The organism is Pelosinus sp. IPA-1, assembly GCF_030269905.1.
In the GTDB taxonomy this organism is placed as follows: Bacteria; Bacillota; Negativicutes; order DSM-13327; family DSM-13327; genus Pelosinus.
On sequence record NZ_BSVC01000001.1, the window covers coordinates 68,360 to 83,705 of the forward strand.

General features: G+C 40.4%; 14 protein-coding genes. All 14 read left to right on the forward strand.

All coding sequences use genetic code 11. The features are described from left to right. Positions 1 to 321: 321 nt before the first annotated feature. The 14 genes from QSJ81_RS00320 (at position 322) to larB (ending at position 15,344) form a co-directional block, all read left to right on the forward strand. Positions 322 to 951, forward strand: coding sequence for an ABC transporter ATP-binding protein (locus QSJ81_RS00320; RefSeq protein ID WP_285715419.1), 630 nt, complete (start codon positions 322 to 324; stop codon positions 949 to 951). Then, entirely contained in the window at positions 923 to 1,600 is a 678-nt protein-coding gene (locus QSJ81_RS00325; protein WP_285715420.1) for a heme exporter protein CcmB, read from the forward strand. The genes QSJ81_RS00320 and QSJ81_RS00325 overlap by 29 nt, the downstream gene beginning before the upstream one ends. Before the next feature lie 19 nt (positions 1,601 to 1,619). After that, complete coding sequence (locus QSJ81_RS00330; RefSeq protein WP_285715421.1) at positions 1,620 to 2,273, forward strand: cytochrome c biogenesis protein; 654 nt, start codon at positions 1,620 to 1,622, stop codon at positions 2,271 to 2,273. A 5-nt stretch (positions 2,274 to 2,278) separates the two neighbouring features. Next, entirely contained in the window at positions 2,279 to 2,653 is a 375-nt protein-coding gene (locus QSJ81_RS00335; protein ID WP_285715422.1) for a cytochrome c maturation protein CcmE domain-containing protein, read from the forward strand. Next, positions 2,650 to 4,815: a cytochrome c biogenesis protein CcsA gene (gene ccsA / locus QSJ81_RS00340; protein WP_285715423.1), complete on the forward strand. Its 2,166-nt coding sequence runs from the start codon at positions 2,650 to 2,652 to the stop codon at positions 4,813 to 4,815. Before QSJ81_RS00335 ends, ccsA begins: the two co-directional genes overlap by 4 nt. 124 nt (positions 4,816 to 4,939) lie before the next feature. Then, positions 4,940 to 5,413: a cytochrome c3 family protein gene (locus QSJ81_RS00345; protein ID WP_285715424.1), complete on the forward strand. Its 474-nt coding sequence runs from the start codon at positions 4,940 to 4,942 to the stop codon at positions 5,411 to 5,413. Then, complete coding sequence (locus QSJ81_RS00350; protein WP_285715425.1) at positions 5,406 to 6,689, forward strand: ammonia-forming cytochrome c nitrite reductase subunit c552; 1,284 nt, start codon at positions 5,406 to 5,408, stop codon at positions 6,687 to 6,689. The genes QSJ81_RS00345 and QSJ81_RS00350 overlap by 8 nt, the downstream gene beginning before the upstream one ends. A 128-nt stretch (positions 6,690 to 6,817) precedes the next feature. Next, positions 6,818 to 8,605, forward strand: a complete 1,788-nt coding sequence (locus QSJ81_RS00355) for an urease accessory protein UreH domain-containing protein (RefSeq protein ID WP_285716052.1) — start codon at positions 6,818 to 6,820, stop codon at positions 8,603 to 8,605. A gap of 384 nt (positions 8,606 to 8,989) precedes the next feature. After that, positions 8,990 to 9,973: an aldo/keto reductase gene (locus tag QSJ81_RS00360; RefSeq protein ID WP_285715426.1), complete on the forward strand. Its 984-nt coding sequence runs from the start codon at positions 8,990 to 8,992 to the stop codon at positions 9,971 to 9,973. 41 nt (positions 9,974 to 10,014) lie between these two features. Beyond that, the gene (locus tag QSJ81_RS00365) at positions 10,015 to 11,370 is read left to right on the forward strand and encodes an MATE family efflux transporter (protein ID WP_285715427.1); all 1,356 of its coding nucleotides are present in this window, start codon (positions 10,015 to 10,017) and stop codon (positions 11,368 to 11,370) included. 141 nt (positions 11,371 to 11,511) lie between these two features. Then, positions 11,512 to 12,666 (forward strand): aldo/keto reductase, encoded by a 1,155-nt coding sequence (locus QSJ81_RS00370; protein WP_285715428.1) that lies wholly within the window; start codon positions 11,512 to 11,514, stop codon positions 12,664 to 12,666. A 218-nt stretch (positions 12,667 to 12,884) separates the two neighbouring features. Beyond that, positions 12,885 to 13,748: a nickel pincer cofactor biosynthesis protein LarC gene (larC, locus tag QSJ81_RS00375; RefSeq protein WP_285715429.1), complete on the forward strand. Its 864-nt coding sequence runs from the start codon at positions 12,885 to 12,887 to the stop codon at positions 13,746 to 13,748. Positions 13,749 to 13,754: 6 nt separating this feature from the next. After that, positions 13,755 to 14,561, forward strand: coding sequence for an ATP-dependent sacrificial sulfur transferase LarE (larE, locus tag QSJ81_RS00380; protein ID WP_285715430.1), 807 nt, complete (start codon positions 13,755 to 13,757; stop codon positions 14,559 to 14,561). A 36-nt stretch (positions 14,562 to 14,597) separates the two neighbouring features. Then, positions 14,598 to 15,344, forward strand: a complete 747-nt coding sequence (gene larB / locus QSJ81_RS00385; RefSeq protein ID WP_285715431.1) for a nickel pincer cofactor biosynthesis protein LarB — start codon at positions 14,598 to 14,600, stop codon at positions 15,342 to 15,344. Positions 15,345 to 15,346: the final 2 nt, after the last annotated feature.

The window sequence follows — 15,346 nt, forward strand, 5'->3', positions numbered from 1 at the left end:
TTAATTCAAGTTATCTAGATAGTAGTTTTGCATAGAAACAAAGTCGGTGATAATTACGGTTATCACCGACTTTGTTTCTATGCAAAATTTTTTAATGGAAATTAGAAAATTTAATAAATTTGTAATATTCTCGTAAGGGGTTTGTAAGGAGTATGGGATATGATTAACCTAAGGGTAAATAGGTAGGACGGCGTAGGAAGGACAAAACAGACAAAGGGAGAGGAAAATGCAAGGGAGGTTTGATTGGTTTAAAGGTAAATGCCGAATTATGGATAATAAAGAATAGCAAGAAATTTGTCAGATCAAGGTGATAGAGGGAATATGATGAGAAAATATGTGAATGTAGAATTGACAGATGTAGGTAAACACTATTCGGGAAAAATGTTATTCCATTCTATAGGGGCAACTGCTAAGCCGGGTGAATGTTTGGTTATTACAGGGCGAAACGGTTCTGGTAAATCTACGCTAATGAAGATCATTGCGGGGCTAATACGCCCTAGTTATGGCACTGTTCGTTTAGTAGCCAATGGCCAGCAGTTAACCGCTAACGATCGCTTTGATTGTATCGGAATGGTATCCCCAGAAGTCGCCTTGTATGGTGCCATGAGCGGCTATGAAAATTTAAAATTTTTGGCTCAGGTGAGGGGAATGAATCTTGCTAAGGAAGAGTTGTCTCGCTATCTGGCTGCGGTAGGGCTGGAGGAAGAGCAGCACAGTCAAGTTGGAGCGTACTCTACTGGGATGCGGCAACGGCTTAAGTTTGCCGTAATGTTAGCCCTGCATTCACCATTATGGCTTCTGGATGAACCATCTTCTAATTTAGATACTGAGGGTAAAGAGTTAGTGGGCAAAATGATTCGGGGTGCTCTGGGGGAGGGGACTACAATTATAATTGCCACAAATGAATGGTGGGAGGCCGAATATGCCACACAAAAAATCAATTTGGGATAATGCCTGCTTAGCGATAATGACCAAAGATGTTCTGTGTGAATTTCGAACTCGTTACGCCTTTGGTAGTTTGATAATGTTTGCTTTAATGACTCTTTCTAGTGTGAGCATAAGTATTGGTAGTACCTCGTTACCAGCAGAATTTGCTGCTGTATTACTCTGGGTAGTATTGTTTTTTTGCGCGATGGCCGGATTATCGCGGAGCTTTGTCCAGGAACAGGAATCAGGGACAATGTTTACCTTGCGGCTGTATGCAGGTCCTCAGGCCGTTCTTTTTGGGAAAATGCTATTTAATCTACTGCTGTTACTAGCACTGACAATACTTGTCATTCCTCTATTTATTTTATTTTTAAATGTGGATATACAGTTACCAGGTTTACTAATGATGGTACTGCTATTAGGGGATATAGGAATTGTAGCAGTGTCTACGTTAACAGCAGCTATGTTGGCCAGAACCCAGGGGAAAGGATCGTTGTTCACGGTGCTGACGTTTCCTGTGTTGTTACCCCAGTTTTTAAGTGCCATTAGCGGCACTGTTAAGGCTATTTCTGGCGTGGACATCAGCTGGCAAGAACTCATGTTTATGGTCAGTTATGATGTAATAATCATTATTGCAGCCTCTATTTTATTTGATTATCTTTGGTATGACTGATGCAAGGAGGGAATGGCTGATGAGAAAATATGGTCTGATTTTATGGACTATTGGTGTAGTGTATGCTGTGTTTTATCAGGTACCGCCAGCAGAAGGTTTGGGGTATTTAGTGCGAATTGCCTTTTTTCACATCCCTGTGGCTTGGGTCTCGGTGCTTGCATTTTTGTTGGCGGCCGTCAGTGCTATCCGCTATTTACAGACGAGAGACATGAAATATGACTGGTGGAGTTCTTCGGCAGCGACTCTTGGTTTAGGGTTTTGTTTGTTGGCGACAGTGAGTGGTGCCGTTTTCGCAAAACTCACGTGGGGTGCTTATTGGAACTGGGATCCTAGGCAGACGACAATTTTTATTCTATTACTAATTTATGGTGCTTATCTAGCATTAAGATCAGCCATTGACGATGAAGAACAGCGAGCTCGCATTGCGGCTGTTTATGCACTATTGTCCGTTATTACGGTGCCGTTTTTGGCATTTATTATTCCGCGCTATTATTTTTCGCTCCATCCTGAGCCTGTCATTAATAGTGCAGGACATTTGCAAATGGAATCCATGATGTTATATGTCTTATTTGCAGCTCTAGGTGCTTGTACGCTGATGTTTTGGCATTTGCTGTCTTGGCAGGTGGGTGTGAAAGCAGAAAAGTATCGTCAGATTAATGGTAAGGAGTTGTGAAGAGGATGAAACAAAGGCATATCATCGGTATCGGCGTAATACTTCTCTTTGCTGTATTTAGCATTGTAAACTTTTCCAGTTCACTTACTCCTTATGTAACTTTTGCTCAGGCAAAAGGAATGTCTGGCGATGTGCAAGTGCGTGGGATTATAGTCCCAAGTAGCATTATGCAAGGGGATAATGTACGTAAAGTGAAGTTTTTGCTGAGGGATGAAAGTGGTGAAGAAGTCACTGTGGACTATACAGGAATCAAACCAGATGGTCTAGAACAGGCCACTAGTGTTGTGGCAGTGGGCAAATACCAAGATGGAAAGTTTGTAACACAGAAGCTCTTAGTGAAATGTCCTTCCAAATATCAAGGGAGTGTGAAACAAGAATGATCGGATATGTTGCAATAGTCTTGGCTTTAGTTGTAACTGCTATGGCGAGTTTCGCCTATTTCAATACTCATTTGGCTCAGGCTACCAAACTTTCCACTCGAAAATCCCCGCCGCAGCAAGGCAATGGCGATCTGTATTACCTGATAGCGGCTCTAATAGCGACAGTGGGGGCGGCTTACTTACTCTATCTTATTTTGAGTGATAATTTTGCTTATGCTTATGTATTCAGCTATTCTTCGCGGCAAATGCCATTAGCGTATAAGCTTTCTGCGTTCTGGGCTGGCCAAGAGGGATCGTTCATGCTTTGGTTAGTATTTCATGTAGTCTTTGGACTGATTATGATTCGTAAAAATACTGCGCCACCTGGAACCATGTCTATATATTGCGGGCTGCAAGCGATTTTGCTGATTTTATTGTTGGTAAAAAGCCCCTTTATGATGTTGGCTGATCTTAAACTAGATGGAGTGGGGCTCAATCCTTTACTGCAGGATCCCTGGATGGTGATTCATCCGCCAATACTATTTCTAGGTTATGCAGGATTGGCTGTTCCCTTTGCCTATGGGCTCGGAGGGCTGCTGTCTGGAAAGCATGAGTCATGGGTAGAGCGGGCATTACCCTGGACTCTCATTGCTTGGTCTGCATTAGGAGCTGGTATTTTTATTGGTGGTTTCTGGGCGTATAAGGTGCTTGGCTGGGGCGGGTACTGGGCTTGGGATCCAGTGGAGAATTCTTCCCTAGTACCCTGGTTAGTCGGTGGTGCTTTCGTTCATCTGTTATTAGTGACGCGGATTCGTTTAGCAGCGGTGAAAGGATCCTATGTGGCAGTTATTTTCACCTTTATTTTAGTATTATATGGAACGTTCCTAACTCGTAGTGGGATACTCAGTGATTTTTCTACCCACTCTTTTGCTGATGAAGGAGTCGGTACTATCTTGGCTGTATTTCTGATGCTAACAATTGGGGTAGCCTTACTATTACTCATTATGCGCTGGCCTAGTTTGCCACAGGGAGAGACATATACAAGGGTTAACAGTAAAGAGTTTATATTGGCGGCAGCGGCATTGACGCTTTCACTGCTAGGTTTTCTAGTGCTAGTGGGTATGTCGGCACCTTTGTTGACGATGATGTTAGGCAATCCTCAGAGCGTCAGCACTGTTTTTTACAACACGACGTCCTTACCGCTAGCAGTTATGCTGATGCTGCTTTTAACTGTGGGGCCAGTACTTTCAAGAGGGGGGAATGAAGCCTCACTTGTTAAAAGATATTGGTGGCTAATTATAGTAGCCTGCGTTGGTGTTTTTGTGGGCATTGGGTATGGACTGCGTCAACCAATGCTGTTGATCACCATTACTCTGGCGTTCACGGCAGTAGTGATGAGTATTCCGGGAATAGTGGGAGGTAAGACTCTTAACCGTCCTGGAGCTGTTGCCCACATGGGTCTTGGGCTTATGGTAATGGGAATTGTCATTTCTTCAGCGGCAAGTCAATCGATAACAGCTAATTTTGTTCTTGGTGAAAGCCAAGAAGTATTTGGTTCTCAAATCACCTATAAAGGCAAATATACATTAGATGCTGATAAAGGTTTGTATCAAAATTTTCAGGTAGATGGTCTAGAAAAGTATTCACTACAGCCCTATACCAAGCTAAATAAAGAGGGCAATCCAGCGGCTCGGGAGCCTGGTATCCATCGGGGAATGGCTGCCGATATCTATCTGGCACCGATTGTATCTGAGGAAAGGCAAGTTGCCAAGGAAGTTATGCTAAAAAAGGGTGACCAGAAGATAGTAGAAGGTTTGGTCATTAAGTTTGTTGACGTAAGCATGGCAGGACAAGAAAATAATCAAAACATTAGAATACAAGCTACTTTGGAAGTAACGAAAGACGGCAATATACAAGAAATTAGACCTGAAATGATCTATCGTAATGGCCAGACTAAAGTTGCGCCAGTGAAAGTTTTTGATACCTATGAAATTGGGCTAAATGCTGTCAACCCAGCGGAAAAGGCAGTAAGTTTAGGGGTGCGTAATTTAGCTGGAGTTAGTAGTTTAGAACAAATTGATGTAGAAATCACCCACAAACCGCTGATTAACCTAGTTTGGTTGGGAGCTATCCTTATTACGATTGGCACTAGCTGGGCTGGTATCAGACGTATACCAAATTAAAATATTTTACAATACAAAAGAATTGAAGAAGATAAATATGCGGTATTTTGAGTAACATGGGGTCAACGTCCTGTTGCCGGGACTGGATAGTTAAACCCAAACGTAAAGAAAGGAGGGGGAATATTTGAATACTGGTCAATATCTGAACCGCAATGCCTTAAAGCTTATGCTAATAGGCATGGTTATTACAGTGATCGGTATGGCTTTTACTGTCGTCGGGTTTAAATTTGCTGATAGTCCTGCATTTTGCGGCTCCTGCCATTCGATGGAGCAAGCTCATGCTACGTGGCAGGTAAGTAATCACAAGCAGCTTGCCTGTACGGAATGTCATCTACCAAACAGAAATCTGGTAGAAAAGATGATTGTTAAGTCTCAGACCGGTATGCATGATACGTATCACGAAATATTACGCGACTATCCGGCTTCTATTAAAGTGTCAACTAAGGGGAAAGAAATTGTGGTTGATAACTGTTTGCGTTGTCATCAATCTACGGTAGAAAATACCAAGATGATGGCTGGGGGGGATGATTGTACAAAATGTCATCGTGGATTAGTCCACGGCATTGACAAAAGCAAGGGAGGGATGAAGGTTGAGTAAAGGGCAAAAGTCTTTAATTGCTTTATTGGCTGTGCTGCTCATCTTCTTTGGATTTGTTGTTACCCGCATTGGGATTGCCAAGCCCTCATCCAGTGTGAAATTGGCGAAAATTCCAGCTGGGGAATATGATCCAGCAGTATGGGGTAAAAATTATCCACTGCAATATGAAAGCTATAAGAAAATGATGGATATGTCGCCATCTCCTACGGGATATGGTGGCAGTGTAAAAGTGCAAAAGTCAGAGATGATGCCTGAATTGTTGATTAACTTTAAAGGCATGCCGTTTAGCAAAGATTATGCAGAAGACCGCGGTCATGTATATGCTTTGGAAGATTTGCGGGATTCCAAACGGATTGGCCCGGCGAGTAAAGGTGCCTGTATCACCTGCAAAACACCCTATGTAGAGAAGTTTTTTCAGGAAGATGGCTGGGGTTATGCTAATAAACCTTTGAATGAGTTGTTGGACAAGGCAGAGCATCCCGTGACCTGTGCAGAATGTCACGACTCAGAAACGATGAACCTACGCGTTGTCAATCCAGCCTTTATCGAAGCCCAGCAAAAGCGCGGTATTGATGTAACTAAAGCCAGTCGAGAAGAAATGCGTACTTACGTCTGCGCCCAATGCCACGCAGAATACTATTTTGAACCAGGAACCACTAAGGTTGTTTTCCCATGGAATAAAGGTTTGAAACCTGGGGAAATGTATGATGTATATGCAGAAAAACCAGGTAATTTTGCTCAGGACTGGAAACATCCTGATTCTCAGGCGTCGATGCTAAAAGCACAGCATCCGGATTATGAAACATTTTCAACAGGCACTCATGCCAAAGCTGGTGTAGCTTGTGCCGACTGTCATATGCCATATATGCGTAAAGATGGACAAAAATACACATCCCATTGGGTTACTAGCCCACTCAAAACGCTGGACGCCTCATGCAGTTCCTGCCATAGTCAAGGAACGGAGTGGCTACAAGAGCGAGTGAAAACCATGCAAGATGAAACCTTCCAAACCCTTCATGCTGCTGGTACTGTGATTGGTAAGGCCCATTTAGCCATTAAGACGGCTAGTGAAGTTCCTAATGCTGATCAGAATGAACTAGCGAAAGCACGAGAATTAGTGCGTAAGGCCCAATGGTATTGGGATTTTGTAGCTGCAGAAAACAGTATGGGTTTCCACAATCCAGATCAGAGTATACATACTGCAGCGCAAGCTTTAGATATGGGATATCAGGCTATTGAAGCTGCTAATCGGGCGGCGGGAATAAATACTTTATAAGTTTAAGGAGTTATATTGATTTCCAGCTTTAGCTGGATGAGTTTATTTTAATCAGGTGTTCAGAAAGGGTATAAGACTGGGCACCTGATTTTTATTAGAAGGATAAAGAGGGTGATTACTTGAGTAAAATGACCAAAACAATTGTTATTCAAGATATGCACTGTGCATCCTGCGAAGCACAGATCGAAAAAATGCTAAGACAATTAAATGGGGTTACTAAGGTAAAAGCCTGCTATGCCAGAAATACAGTGTCTGTCGAGTACGAAACAACGCATTGCCATTGGGATGAGATTAGCAATGTTATTATTAATCAGGGATATCGGATTGAGAGTGAAATAGGATCAGCTACTAAAATTAAAAGTATAATTGGCATGTTGAGCATATTTTTAGCCATTCTTATGCTGGGGCAATTTACTAGCGGTTTTGATATGAACTCCAAATTGAGAGGCGAAGTCACGTATTTTATCCTTTTTATGATTGGTGTTTTTACGTCACTGCATTGTGTTGGTATGTGCGGCGGTATTATGATGTCTCAAACTATCATTACAGGGGAAAAGTCGGTAACATTTCTACCGTCATTTTCCTATAACAGCGGGAGACTTGTGGGGTATACTGTGCTGGGCGGTGTATTTGGTGCTGTTGGTTCGATGATTTCCATTTCTATTGGTTTCATGTCGGGAGTTGCTATCTTTGCCGGTATATGCATGATTTTAATGGGAATAAATATGTCTGGTATTGCTATTTTGAGAGGCTATATTACCATACCCTGGTCTGCTTACTCACCAGCTTTAAAATCTAGAACTCCTTTTGTTGTGGGAATTTTAAATGGCTTGATGCCATGTGGTCCATTGCAAACCATGCAATTGTATGCCTTAGGTACTGGTAGTGCCTTAGATGGGGCAATTGCAATGTTTATTTTTGCAATTGGTACATTACCATTAATGCTATCTTTTGGCGTAGTAACTGGAATGATGAGCAAGAATCTCACGAAAAAGATCATGAAATGTAGTGGAGCTTTTGTTATTATTCTAGGTATAATTATGGCAAATCGTGGCTTGGCAATTGCTGGCTTTCAGATGCCATTTTCAAATTTCGTAGCCCAAACAAATAACGGTATCAGCATGGCTACTAAGGCAGAAATAAACACAGGCGTACAGACAATTAGAATAATTGCCAATAATCAAGGCTATGTACCTAATGTTTTATATGTACAAAAAAATATGCCAGTACGCTGGATCATCACTGGTGAACAGATAAATTCGTGTAATAACCAGATCATCATCCCTTCTTTAAATATTAAGAAAAAGCTGACAACTGGCGAGAACATCATCGAATTTACTCCGCAAGGTGAGGAGTTAAAATTTAGTTGCTGGATGGGGATGATTAGTGGAATTATCAAAGTGGTAGATGATATCAATGCTGTAGATATTTCAAAAGAAATTGTATCGATACCTTCAGGTAGCGGTTGTTGTAGCACTGATGGTACATCCCAGTGTTGTAGTAGTGCAAAAGATCAGGTTAGTATATACGGAGACGATATTGAAAAAGTACCAACTGAGCGTTTGGTTCATAAGGCGATAGTGTCTGGTGATAAGCAAATTGTAAACATTATAGGGACCGGATACGAATTGGAACCTTTAATTAGTGTCGTGAAGAAGGGGAAGGACACATCCATCAAGTTTAATTTTACGGCATTTGATAAGCCAGAAGGAAATTGGGAACTTGTGGATTATAGCGAGAAAAAAGTGATCTACGCTTTTGACGGTAGAAAAGAAGGAAACATAATAGAATTATATACTAAATCTCTCGGTACCTTAGGGATATATAAAGATAAAAAAGTGGTCGGTATTATTGAAGTGGTTGAAGATTTAAAGGATATAGATAAAGAAAAAATTAGAGCCAAGTTTCTAAATTAAACTATCTTCTACATTTATGGTAATAAACGTAGAAGATGGTTGTGAAACATTAAATAAGTTTCTTAGAAATAATGGTTTAAAGGAAATTACAAAACAATACTTACAGTTCCGTCCATTGATGCCATATTAATGAAATAAACCAATTTTAAAATCCCAGAAGCCTTCAAAATCAAGGTTTCTGGGATTTTAAAATTCTGGTGGGCATGTCCGCGTACTGGAGGGCTTTCTGTTGGCCATTTAGGCTATACTAAAAAAACGCTTGACTTGGAGTTAACTTCAAGTGATAGACTAAATTACAGGAAGTAAACAATTCTGCATCAAAAGTTATTGAATGAACCGATGATGTTTTATTTGGATAAGTTCTTATCATTAGGAGGATTGATTATGAAATATCGAACAATAGGGAAAACAGGGATTCAAGTCTCAAGTTTATGTTTTGGTACGATGTCTTTTGGCGGAAACGCTGATGAAGAAACATCTAAAGCAATGTTTAAGCGCTGTCGTGAAGCTGGTATCAACTTTTTTGATACTGCAAACGTTTATAGTCAAGGACGGTCTGAACAAATACTAGGAGAATGTATTGCTGATTGTCGAGATGAAATTGTACTTACTACAAAGGTTTTTTATCCAACAGGAAAAGATATTAATGCCGGGGGACTTTCTCGTCGTCACATTATGCTTGAAGTTGAAAAAAGCTTACGACGGTTAAAAACGGATCGCATTGATTTTTACTTTGTGCATTGTTTTGATGAAAATACTCCGATGGAAGAAACACTTCGCGCACTTGATGATCTTCAAGCCCAAGGTAAAATCCTCTATCCAGCGGTAAGCAATTGGGCAGCCTGGCAAATTACTAAAGCATTAGGGATTTCGGCAAGAGAGCAGCTTGCTCGTTTTGAATTAATACAACCCATGTATAACTTAGTTAAACGTCAAGCTGAGGTCGAGATTTTGCCTCTCGCCGCTTCTGAACAAATAGGCGTTATTTCCTATAGCCCTTTAGGGGCGGGACTTTTGACAGGAAAATATGGGGTGAATAAGCGACCAGAGCAAGGCCGACTAGTTGAAGAAAAAAGATATACGGATCGTTATACTGATGAAATCAATTTTGTTATAGCCGACCGATTTAATGCATATGCTGCGCAACATGGTATGCATCCTGCAACGCTTGCAGTTGCTTGGGTTATGTCTAATCCTGCAATAACAGCCCCCATTATCGGGGCAAGAAATTTAGAACAGCTTGAGTATTCCCTCGCTGCTATTGATGTGGATATGACTCCAGAGCGGCGTAATGAAATCTCTTTACTTTCTATTACTCCTGTACCTGCAACGGATCGTGCAGAAACCCTGCTACCCAGTTGGACATGATTCTCGGATGAACATCGCTATCTAAACATAGGAGGCAAGATTTGGAACAGAGATCTGTAGCAACAAAAAAGTTATTTACGAATCAGGATTTATACAAATTATTTCTGCCCGTTATCGTAGAGCAGTTTTTAGAATATTTAGTAGGATTAGTAGACTCCATCATGGTAGCGCATGTGGGGGAAGCAGCCGTGTCTGGCGTGTCTTTGGTAGACTTTGTCATGGCACTACTCATTAGTTTGTTTGCAGCGATGTCCACTGGTGGCGTAGTGATTGCGGGGCAGTATTTGGGCAGGAAACAGAAGGAAGAAGCAAGAGAAGCAGCGAATCAGCTCGTATGGTTTTCCGGTGCTGTATCCGTCCTCATCATGGTACTAATCTATCTGGGGAAACCGCTTATTTTAAATGGTCTGTTTGGGCAGATTACGGATGAAGTACGCAGGGATGCGAATACGTATCTGATGATTACAGCTATATCCATTCCCTTTTTGGCACTGTATAATGCGGGGGCTGCTATATTCCGTACTATGGGTAATTCCAAACTGCCCATGAAGGTGATGCTGGCTATGAACATAGCGCATGCGATAGGAAATGCAATACTTATTTACGGCTTTCACTTTGGGACTGAGGGTGTTGCCATACCGACCTTGCTATCACGTATAGCGGCTGCAGTTATTATAATCGCATTGGCTTTCAACAAAAAGCATTCCATATATATAACGAAAAGTTTAAAACACAAATTTAATTGGTCGATGCTCAAAAGAATCTTAAGCATAGGTGTTCCATATGGACTAGAAAATGGTTTGTTCTATCTGGGAAGAATTATTGTACTCAGTCTTGTTGCTACGTTCGGTACGGCAGCAATTGCGGCAAATGCGGTGTCAGGCACCATTGTAATGTTTCAAGTGCTGCCGGGGATGGCAATTGGTCTTGGATTAACTGTAGTTATAGCAAGATGCGTAGGCGCAGGAGATTATGAACAGGCTAAATATTATACAAAAAAGATTATGGGTATTGTGTATGTGGCTCATGTGGTGAGTTGCGGAGTAGTACTTGCTTTACTGCCTTTCGTAATGGACGTTTATGGGTTATCTGAGGCAGCAACTACGATGACCACGAAAAATGTATGGTGGCATGCAGCATTTATGGTTGTAATTTGGCCCCTTGCTTACACCTTACCCGTGACATTCCGTGCATCAGGAGATGCCAAATTTCCCATGATTGTTGGTATTTTGTCCATGTTTTTCTGTCGTATTGCACTAGCTTATTTACTAAGTATTTATTTTAATATGGGAATGTTCGGCACATGGGTAGCTATGTTTATTGATTGGATTGTCAAGTCAATCATTTTCGTTCACAGATATATAAGTGAACGATGGACTCAGTTTCATGCAATTTAACTGATTTCTGTATAGGACCCCGCAAACGTCTGAAAGTAAATGCGGTTGCCCAGTACTATCAGCATTGCGTCGAGAAAGTTGCCGGAGTCCTACAGAGTCTGATTTAGGAAGACAAGGTCAAGTATAGGAGGGAGGGGAAATATGGAATATCGAATTTTAGGAAGAACAGGTATCAAAGTAAGTGCCATCGGGATTGGCGGTGAGGGATTTGAAAATAAAAATTATGAAGACTCTGAAGCAATCATTGATTGTGCAATCAGTGAAGGTATTAATTTTATTGATCTATATAATTCAAATCCAAAAGTTAGAAATCATGTTGGTAAAGCGTTAAGTAAATATCCTCGAAGTAGTTTTGTTATTGAGGGACATCTATGTTCCACCTGGGATAACGGACAATATCGACGTACTAGGGATTTTAATGAAGTTGTCAATGCATATGAAGACTTTTTAACTAGAATGCAGTTAGACTATGTCGATGTAGGGATGATTCATTATGTTGACGATCAAAAGGATTTTGATAACATTTTTAATGGAGAAATAATTAAATATGCAAAAGAATTAAAAGAAAAAGGAGTTATTAAGTCTTTAGGAATATCCACACATAATACAGATATTGCTTTTAGAGCAGTGGAAACAGGAATCATTGATGTAATTTTATTTAGCATCAATGCTGCTTATGATATGCTACCAGCCAGTGAGGATGTAAACATACTGTTTGAAGAAAGTACTTTTAAAAATAGAACTTATGAAGGTATTGATCCAAAACGTGATAAGTTATACCAAACTTGTGAAAATGCGAGTGTTGCATTGACTGTTATGAAAGGATATGCAGCGGGAGTATTATTAAGTGACAAAGAATCGCCCTTTAAAAAAGCACTGACCCCGGTACAATGTTTACATTACTGTTTAACGAGACCGGCAGTTGCTTCCGTAATGGTTGGAGTATCTAATATAAATCAAGTAATTGCAGCAACCGCCTATATCACTGCAAGTAATAAAGAAAAAGATTATAGTGAAGTTCTGGCAAATGCATCAAGGAATTCATTTAGCGGACACTGTATGTATTGTGGACATTGTGCCCCATGTTCGAAAAAGATAGATATTGCATTAGTAAATAAATATTTAGATTTAGCATTAATTCAAGAAGATGTTCCTGAAACATTAATCAATCATTATGGTTTACTAGAACATCACGCAAATGAGTGCATAGAATGTGGGTTATGTATGAAAAACTGTCCATTTAATGTGGATATTATTAATAAAATGAAACAGGCTGTTAAACTTTTTGGCAAATAAATATTTTTCAGGCTGCATGGTTTTACCGAAAGTCTTTTTATAAAAACACTTGACCTGGACTTAACTCCAAGTGATAAACTTCTTATTAAGCAGGTAAAAATATATCGGGTGTAGTGCGTGAGAATGTCTGCCCGGAGGTGAAAGCGGCAGTGAAGGCTGTTTTGGGCCAATAAGAGATAGATAAAGATAAATAAAAATTATGTTATGGAGAGTCGATTATGAAAGTATTATATTACGATTGTTTTTGTGGCATCAGCGGCGATATGAATCTAGGTGCACTCTTGGATTTGGGGGTAGATGAAGCTTACTTAAGGCAAGAGTTGTCTAAGCTTAATCTAGATGTTGAATATGAGTTGCAGGTAAAAAAGGATAGCAAAAAGGGAATAAGCGGAACTAGAGTGGATGTAGTCTTAAAGGATGCAATGCATGTTCATAAGCACGACGACCACCACCACGACGAACATCATGAACACCATCATCATCATGAGGCACAGGCCGATATGGAGTCAGACAGTGGTCATACTCACCATGCTCATAGAAATTTAAAGGATATTGAAAACATAGTAATAAACAGCAGTTTAAATGATAGGGTTAAAAAGGTAAGCTTGGATATTTTTATGAAGGTAGCAGAGGCGGAAGCAAAGGTTCACGGAAAACCTTTATATGAAGTGCATTTCCATGAGGTTGGAGCCGTTGACTCTATTGTCGATATTGTGGGAGCTGCTGTGTGTTTAGATTATTTACAAGTGGATAAGATAATGGCTTCATCGGTTCAGGTAGGAGGAGGGTTTGTAAAATGTGCTCATGGTATCATTCCCGTTCCTGCTCCTGCAACAGTAGAAATCTTAAAGAATATCCCCATAAAATCAGGCATAGTGCCTTTTGAAACGACTACACCTACCGGGGCTGCAATATTGGCGGCAAATGTGGACGTTTTTACAGACCATATAGATTTTTCAATAGACAAGATTGGCTATGGGATAGGTCATAGAGATCTTGAGATTCCTAATGTTTTAAGGATATATCTTGGTTACGAAAATGCAAGCGATAAAGAAACAAGTCAACAAAAGGATAGAGGTTAACCCATTATGATTAATAATGAAAAGTATATAAATTTGATTCAGTGTTTAAAAGATATGGAGAAAGTTGTCTTGGCTTTCTCCGGAGGAGTAGACAGTACTTTTTTACTTAAAGCAGCTAAGGAAGCCTTGGGAGATAACTTTAAAGCAGTGACTATACAATCTCCCTATATTCCTAAATGGGAAATCGAAGAGGCCAAACAATTAGTAGCAGAACTTGGGGTAGCATTTGAAATACTAGAGGCGCCAATTATTGATGAAATTAGAAACAATCCTGAAAATAGATGTTATCTTTGCAAAACGGCGGTATTTAGCCAAATTAAAGCCATTGCGCAGAGAGAAGGGTATCCTTATGTTATTGATGGCACCAATTTTGACGATATCAGTGACTATAGACCAGGGTTAAAGGCGCTTAGGGAACTGGGGATAAAAAGTCCTTTATTAGAGTGTCACTTGAGTAAACAGGAAATAAGAAGTTTATCCAAAGAGCTAGGACTTACTACTTGGGATAAACCACCCTATGCATGTTTGCTTACCAGAATACCCTATGGTAATGTACTGAAAGAAGAAGATTTTATAAAAATAGAAAAAGCGGAAAAGTATATGATGGACCGAGGATTCCGGGCGATTCGAGTGCGATGCCACGAAGATCTGGCAAGAATTGAAGTGGATAAAAAGGATAAAGCTAAATTACTTAATGAGGATCTACTTGATGAAATATCTGATAAGTTTAAGGAATTTGGCTTTAGGTATGTAACCTTAGATTTAGAAGGATATAGGGTCGGAAGCTTTAACGAGACAATAGGAAATAAATAGTATAGTCTATACCGATAGATATTCCAGGAGGAAAAAATGAATAAGGCGGATATTAGAAAACTGCTGCAAAGAGTAAAGGACAATGAAATAGAAGTCGAAACAGCAATGGAAGTCATTGAAGATCTACCCTATAAAGAAATGGGATTTGCTAAGATTGATAATCATCGTGAAATACGGGTAGGATACCCGGAAGTCATCTATTGCGAAGGCAAAACAGTCGAACAAGTTAAAAGCATTATTGAGTTCATGCTGACTAAAGATAACAATATACTAGCAACTCGCGCTAACGAAAAAATGTACGAAGCAGTGAAAACTATCTGTGCAGAAGCCAAATATAATCCTCTAGGAAGGACGATTACCATTCAAAAGCGAGAAGAACAACTTACAGATAGTTATATTGCCATTGTTTCAGCTGGAACTTCTGATTTGCCAGTGGTGGAGGAAGCCGCAGAAACAGCAAGTATTCTTGGCAACCGGGTAGAAAAGATTGTGGATGTGGGAGTTGCAGGCATTCATAGACTTTTCGCCAAGATTGATGTCATCCGGGGAGCAAAAGTAGTTATCGTAGCTGCAGGCATGGAAGGCGCACTCGCCAGCGTTATAGGGGGAATGGTAGATAAACCTGTTATTGCTGTCCCGACAAGTGTTGGCTATGGGGCAAGCTTTGGCGGTCTTGCAGCGCTGTTATCCATGCTGAACAGTTGTGCAAGCGGTGTCAGTGTCGTTAATATCGATAATGGCTTCGGCGCAGCTTATAATGCCAGCATAATTAATAAATTATGAGA

What these genes read in the sequence shown, in the direction of transcription:
- QSJ81_RS00320 (WP_285715419.1), top strand. Translation starts at nt 322, where the DNA reads ATGATGAGAAAATATGTGAATGTAGAATTGACAGATGTAGGTAAACAC.
- QSJ81_RS00325 (WP_285715420.1), top strand. Translation starts at nt 923, where the DNA reads ATGCCACACAAAAAATCAATTTGGGATAATGCCTGCTTAGCGATAATG.
- QSJ81_RS00330 (WP_285715421.1), top strand. Translation starts at nt 1,620, where the DNA reads ATGAGAAAATATGGTCTGATTTTATGGACTATTGGTGTAGTGTATGCT.
- QSJ81_RS00335 (WP_285715422.1), top strand. Translation starts at nt 2,279, where the DNA reads ATGAAACAAAGGCATATCATCGGTATCGGCGTAATACTTCTCTTTGCT.
- ccsA (WP_285715423.1), top strand. Translation starts at nt 2,650, where the DNA reads ATGATCGGATATGTTGCAATAGTCTTGGCTTTAGTTGTAACTGCTATG.
- QSJ81_RS00355 (WP_285716052.1), top strand. Translation starts at nt 6,818, where the DNA reads ATGACCAAAACAATTGTTATTCAAGATATGCACTGTGCATCCTGCGAA.
- QSJ81_RS00360 (WP_285715426.1), top strand. Translation starts at nt 8,990, where the DNA reads ATGAAATATCGAACAATAGGGAAAACAGGGATTCAAGTCTCAAGTTTA.
- QSJ81_RS00370 (WP_285715428.1), top strand. Translation starts at nt 11,512, where the DNA reads ATGGAATATCGAATTTTAGGAAGAACAGGTATCAAAGTAAGTGCCATC.
- larC (WP_285715429.1), top strand. Translation starts at nt 12,885, where the DNA reads ATGAAAGTATTATATTACGATTGTTTTTGTGGCATCAGCGGCGATATG.
- larE (WP_285715430.1), top strand. Translation starts at nt 13,755, where the DNA reads ATGATTAATAATGAAAAGTATATAAATTTGATTCAGTGTTTAAAAGAT.
- larB (WP_285715431.1), top strand. Translation starts at nt 14,598, where the DNA reads ATGAATAAGGCGGATATTAGAAAACTGCTGCAAAGAGTAAAGGACAAT.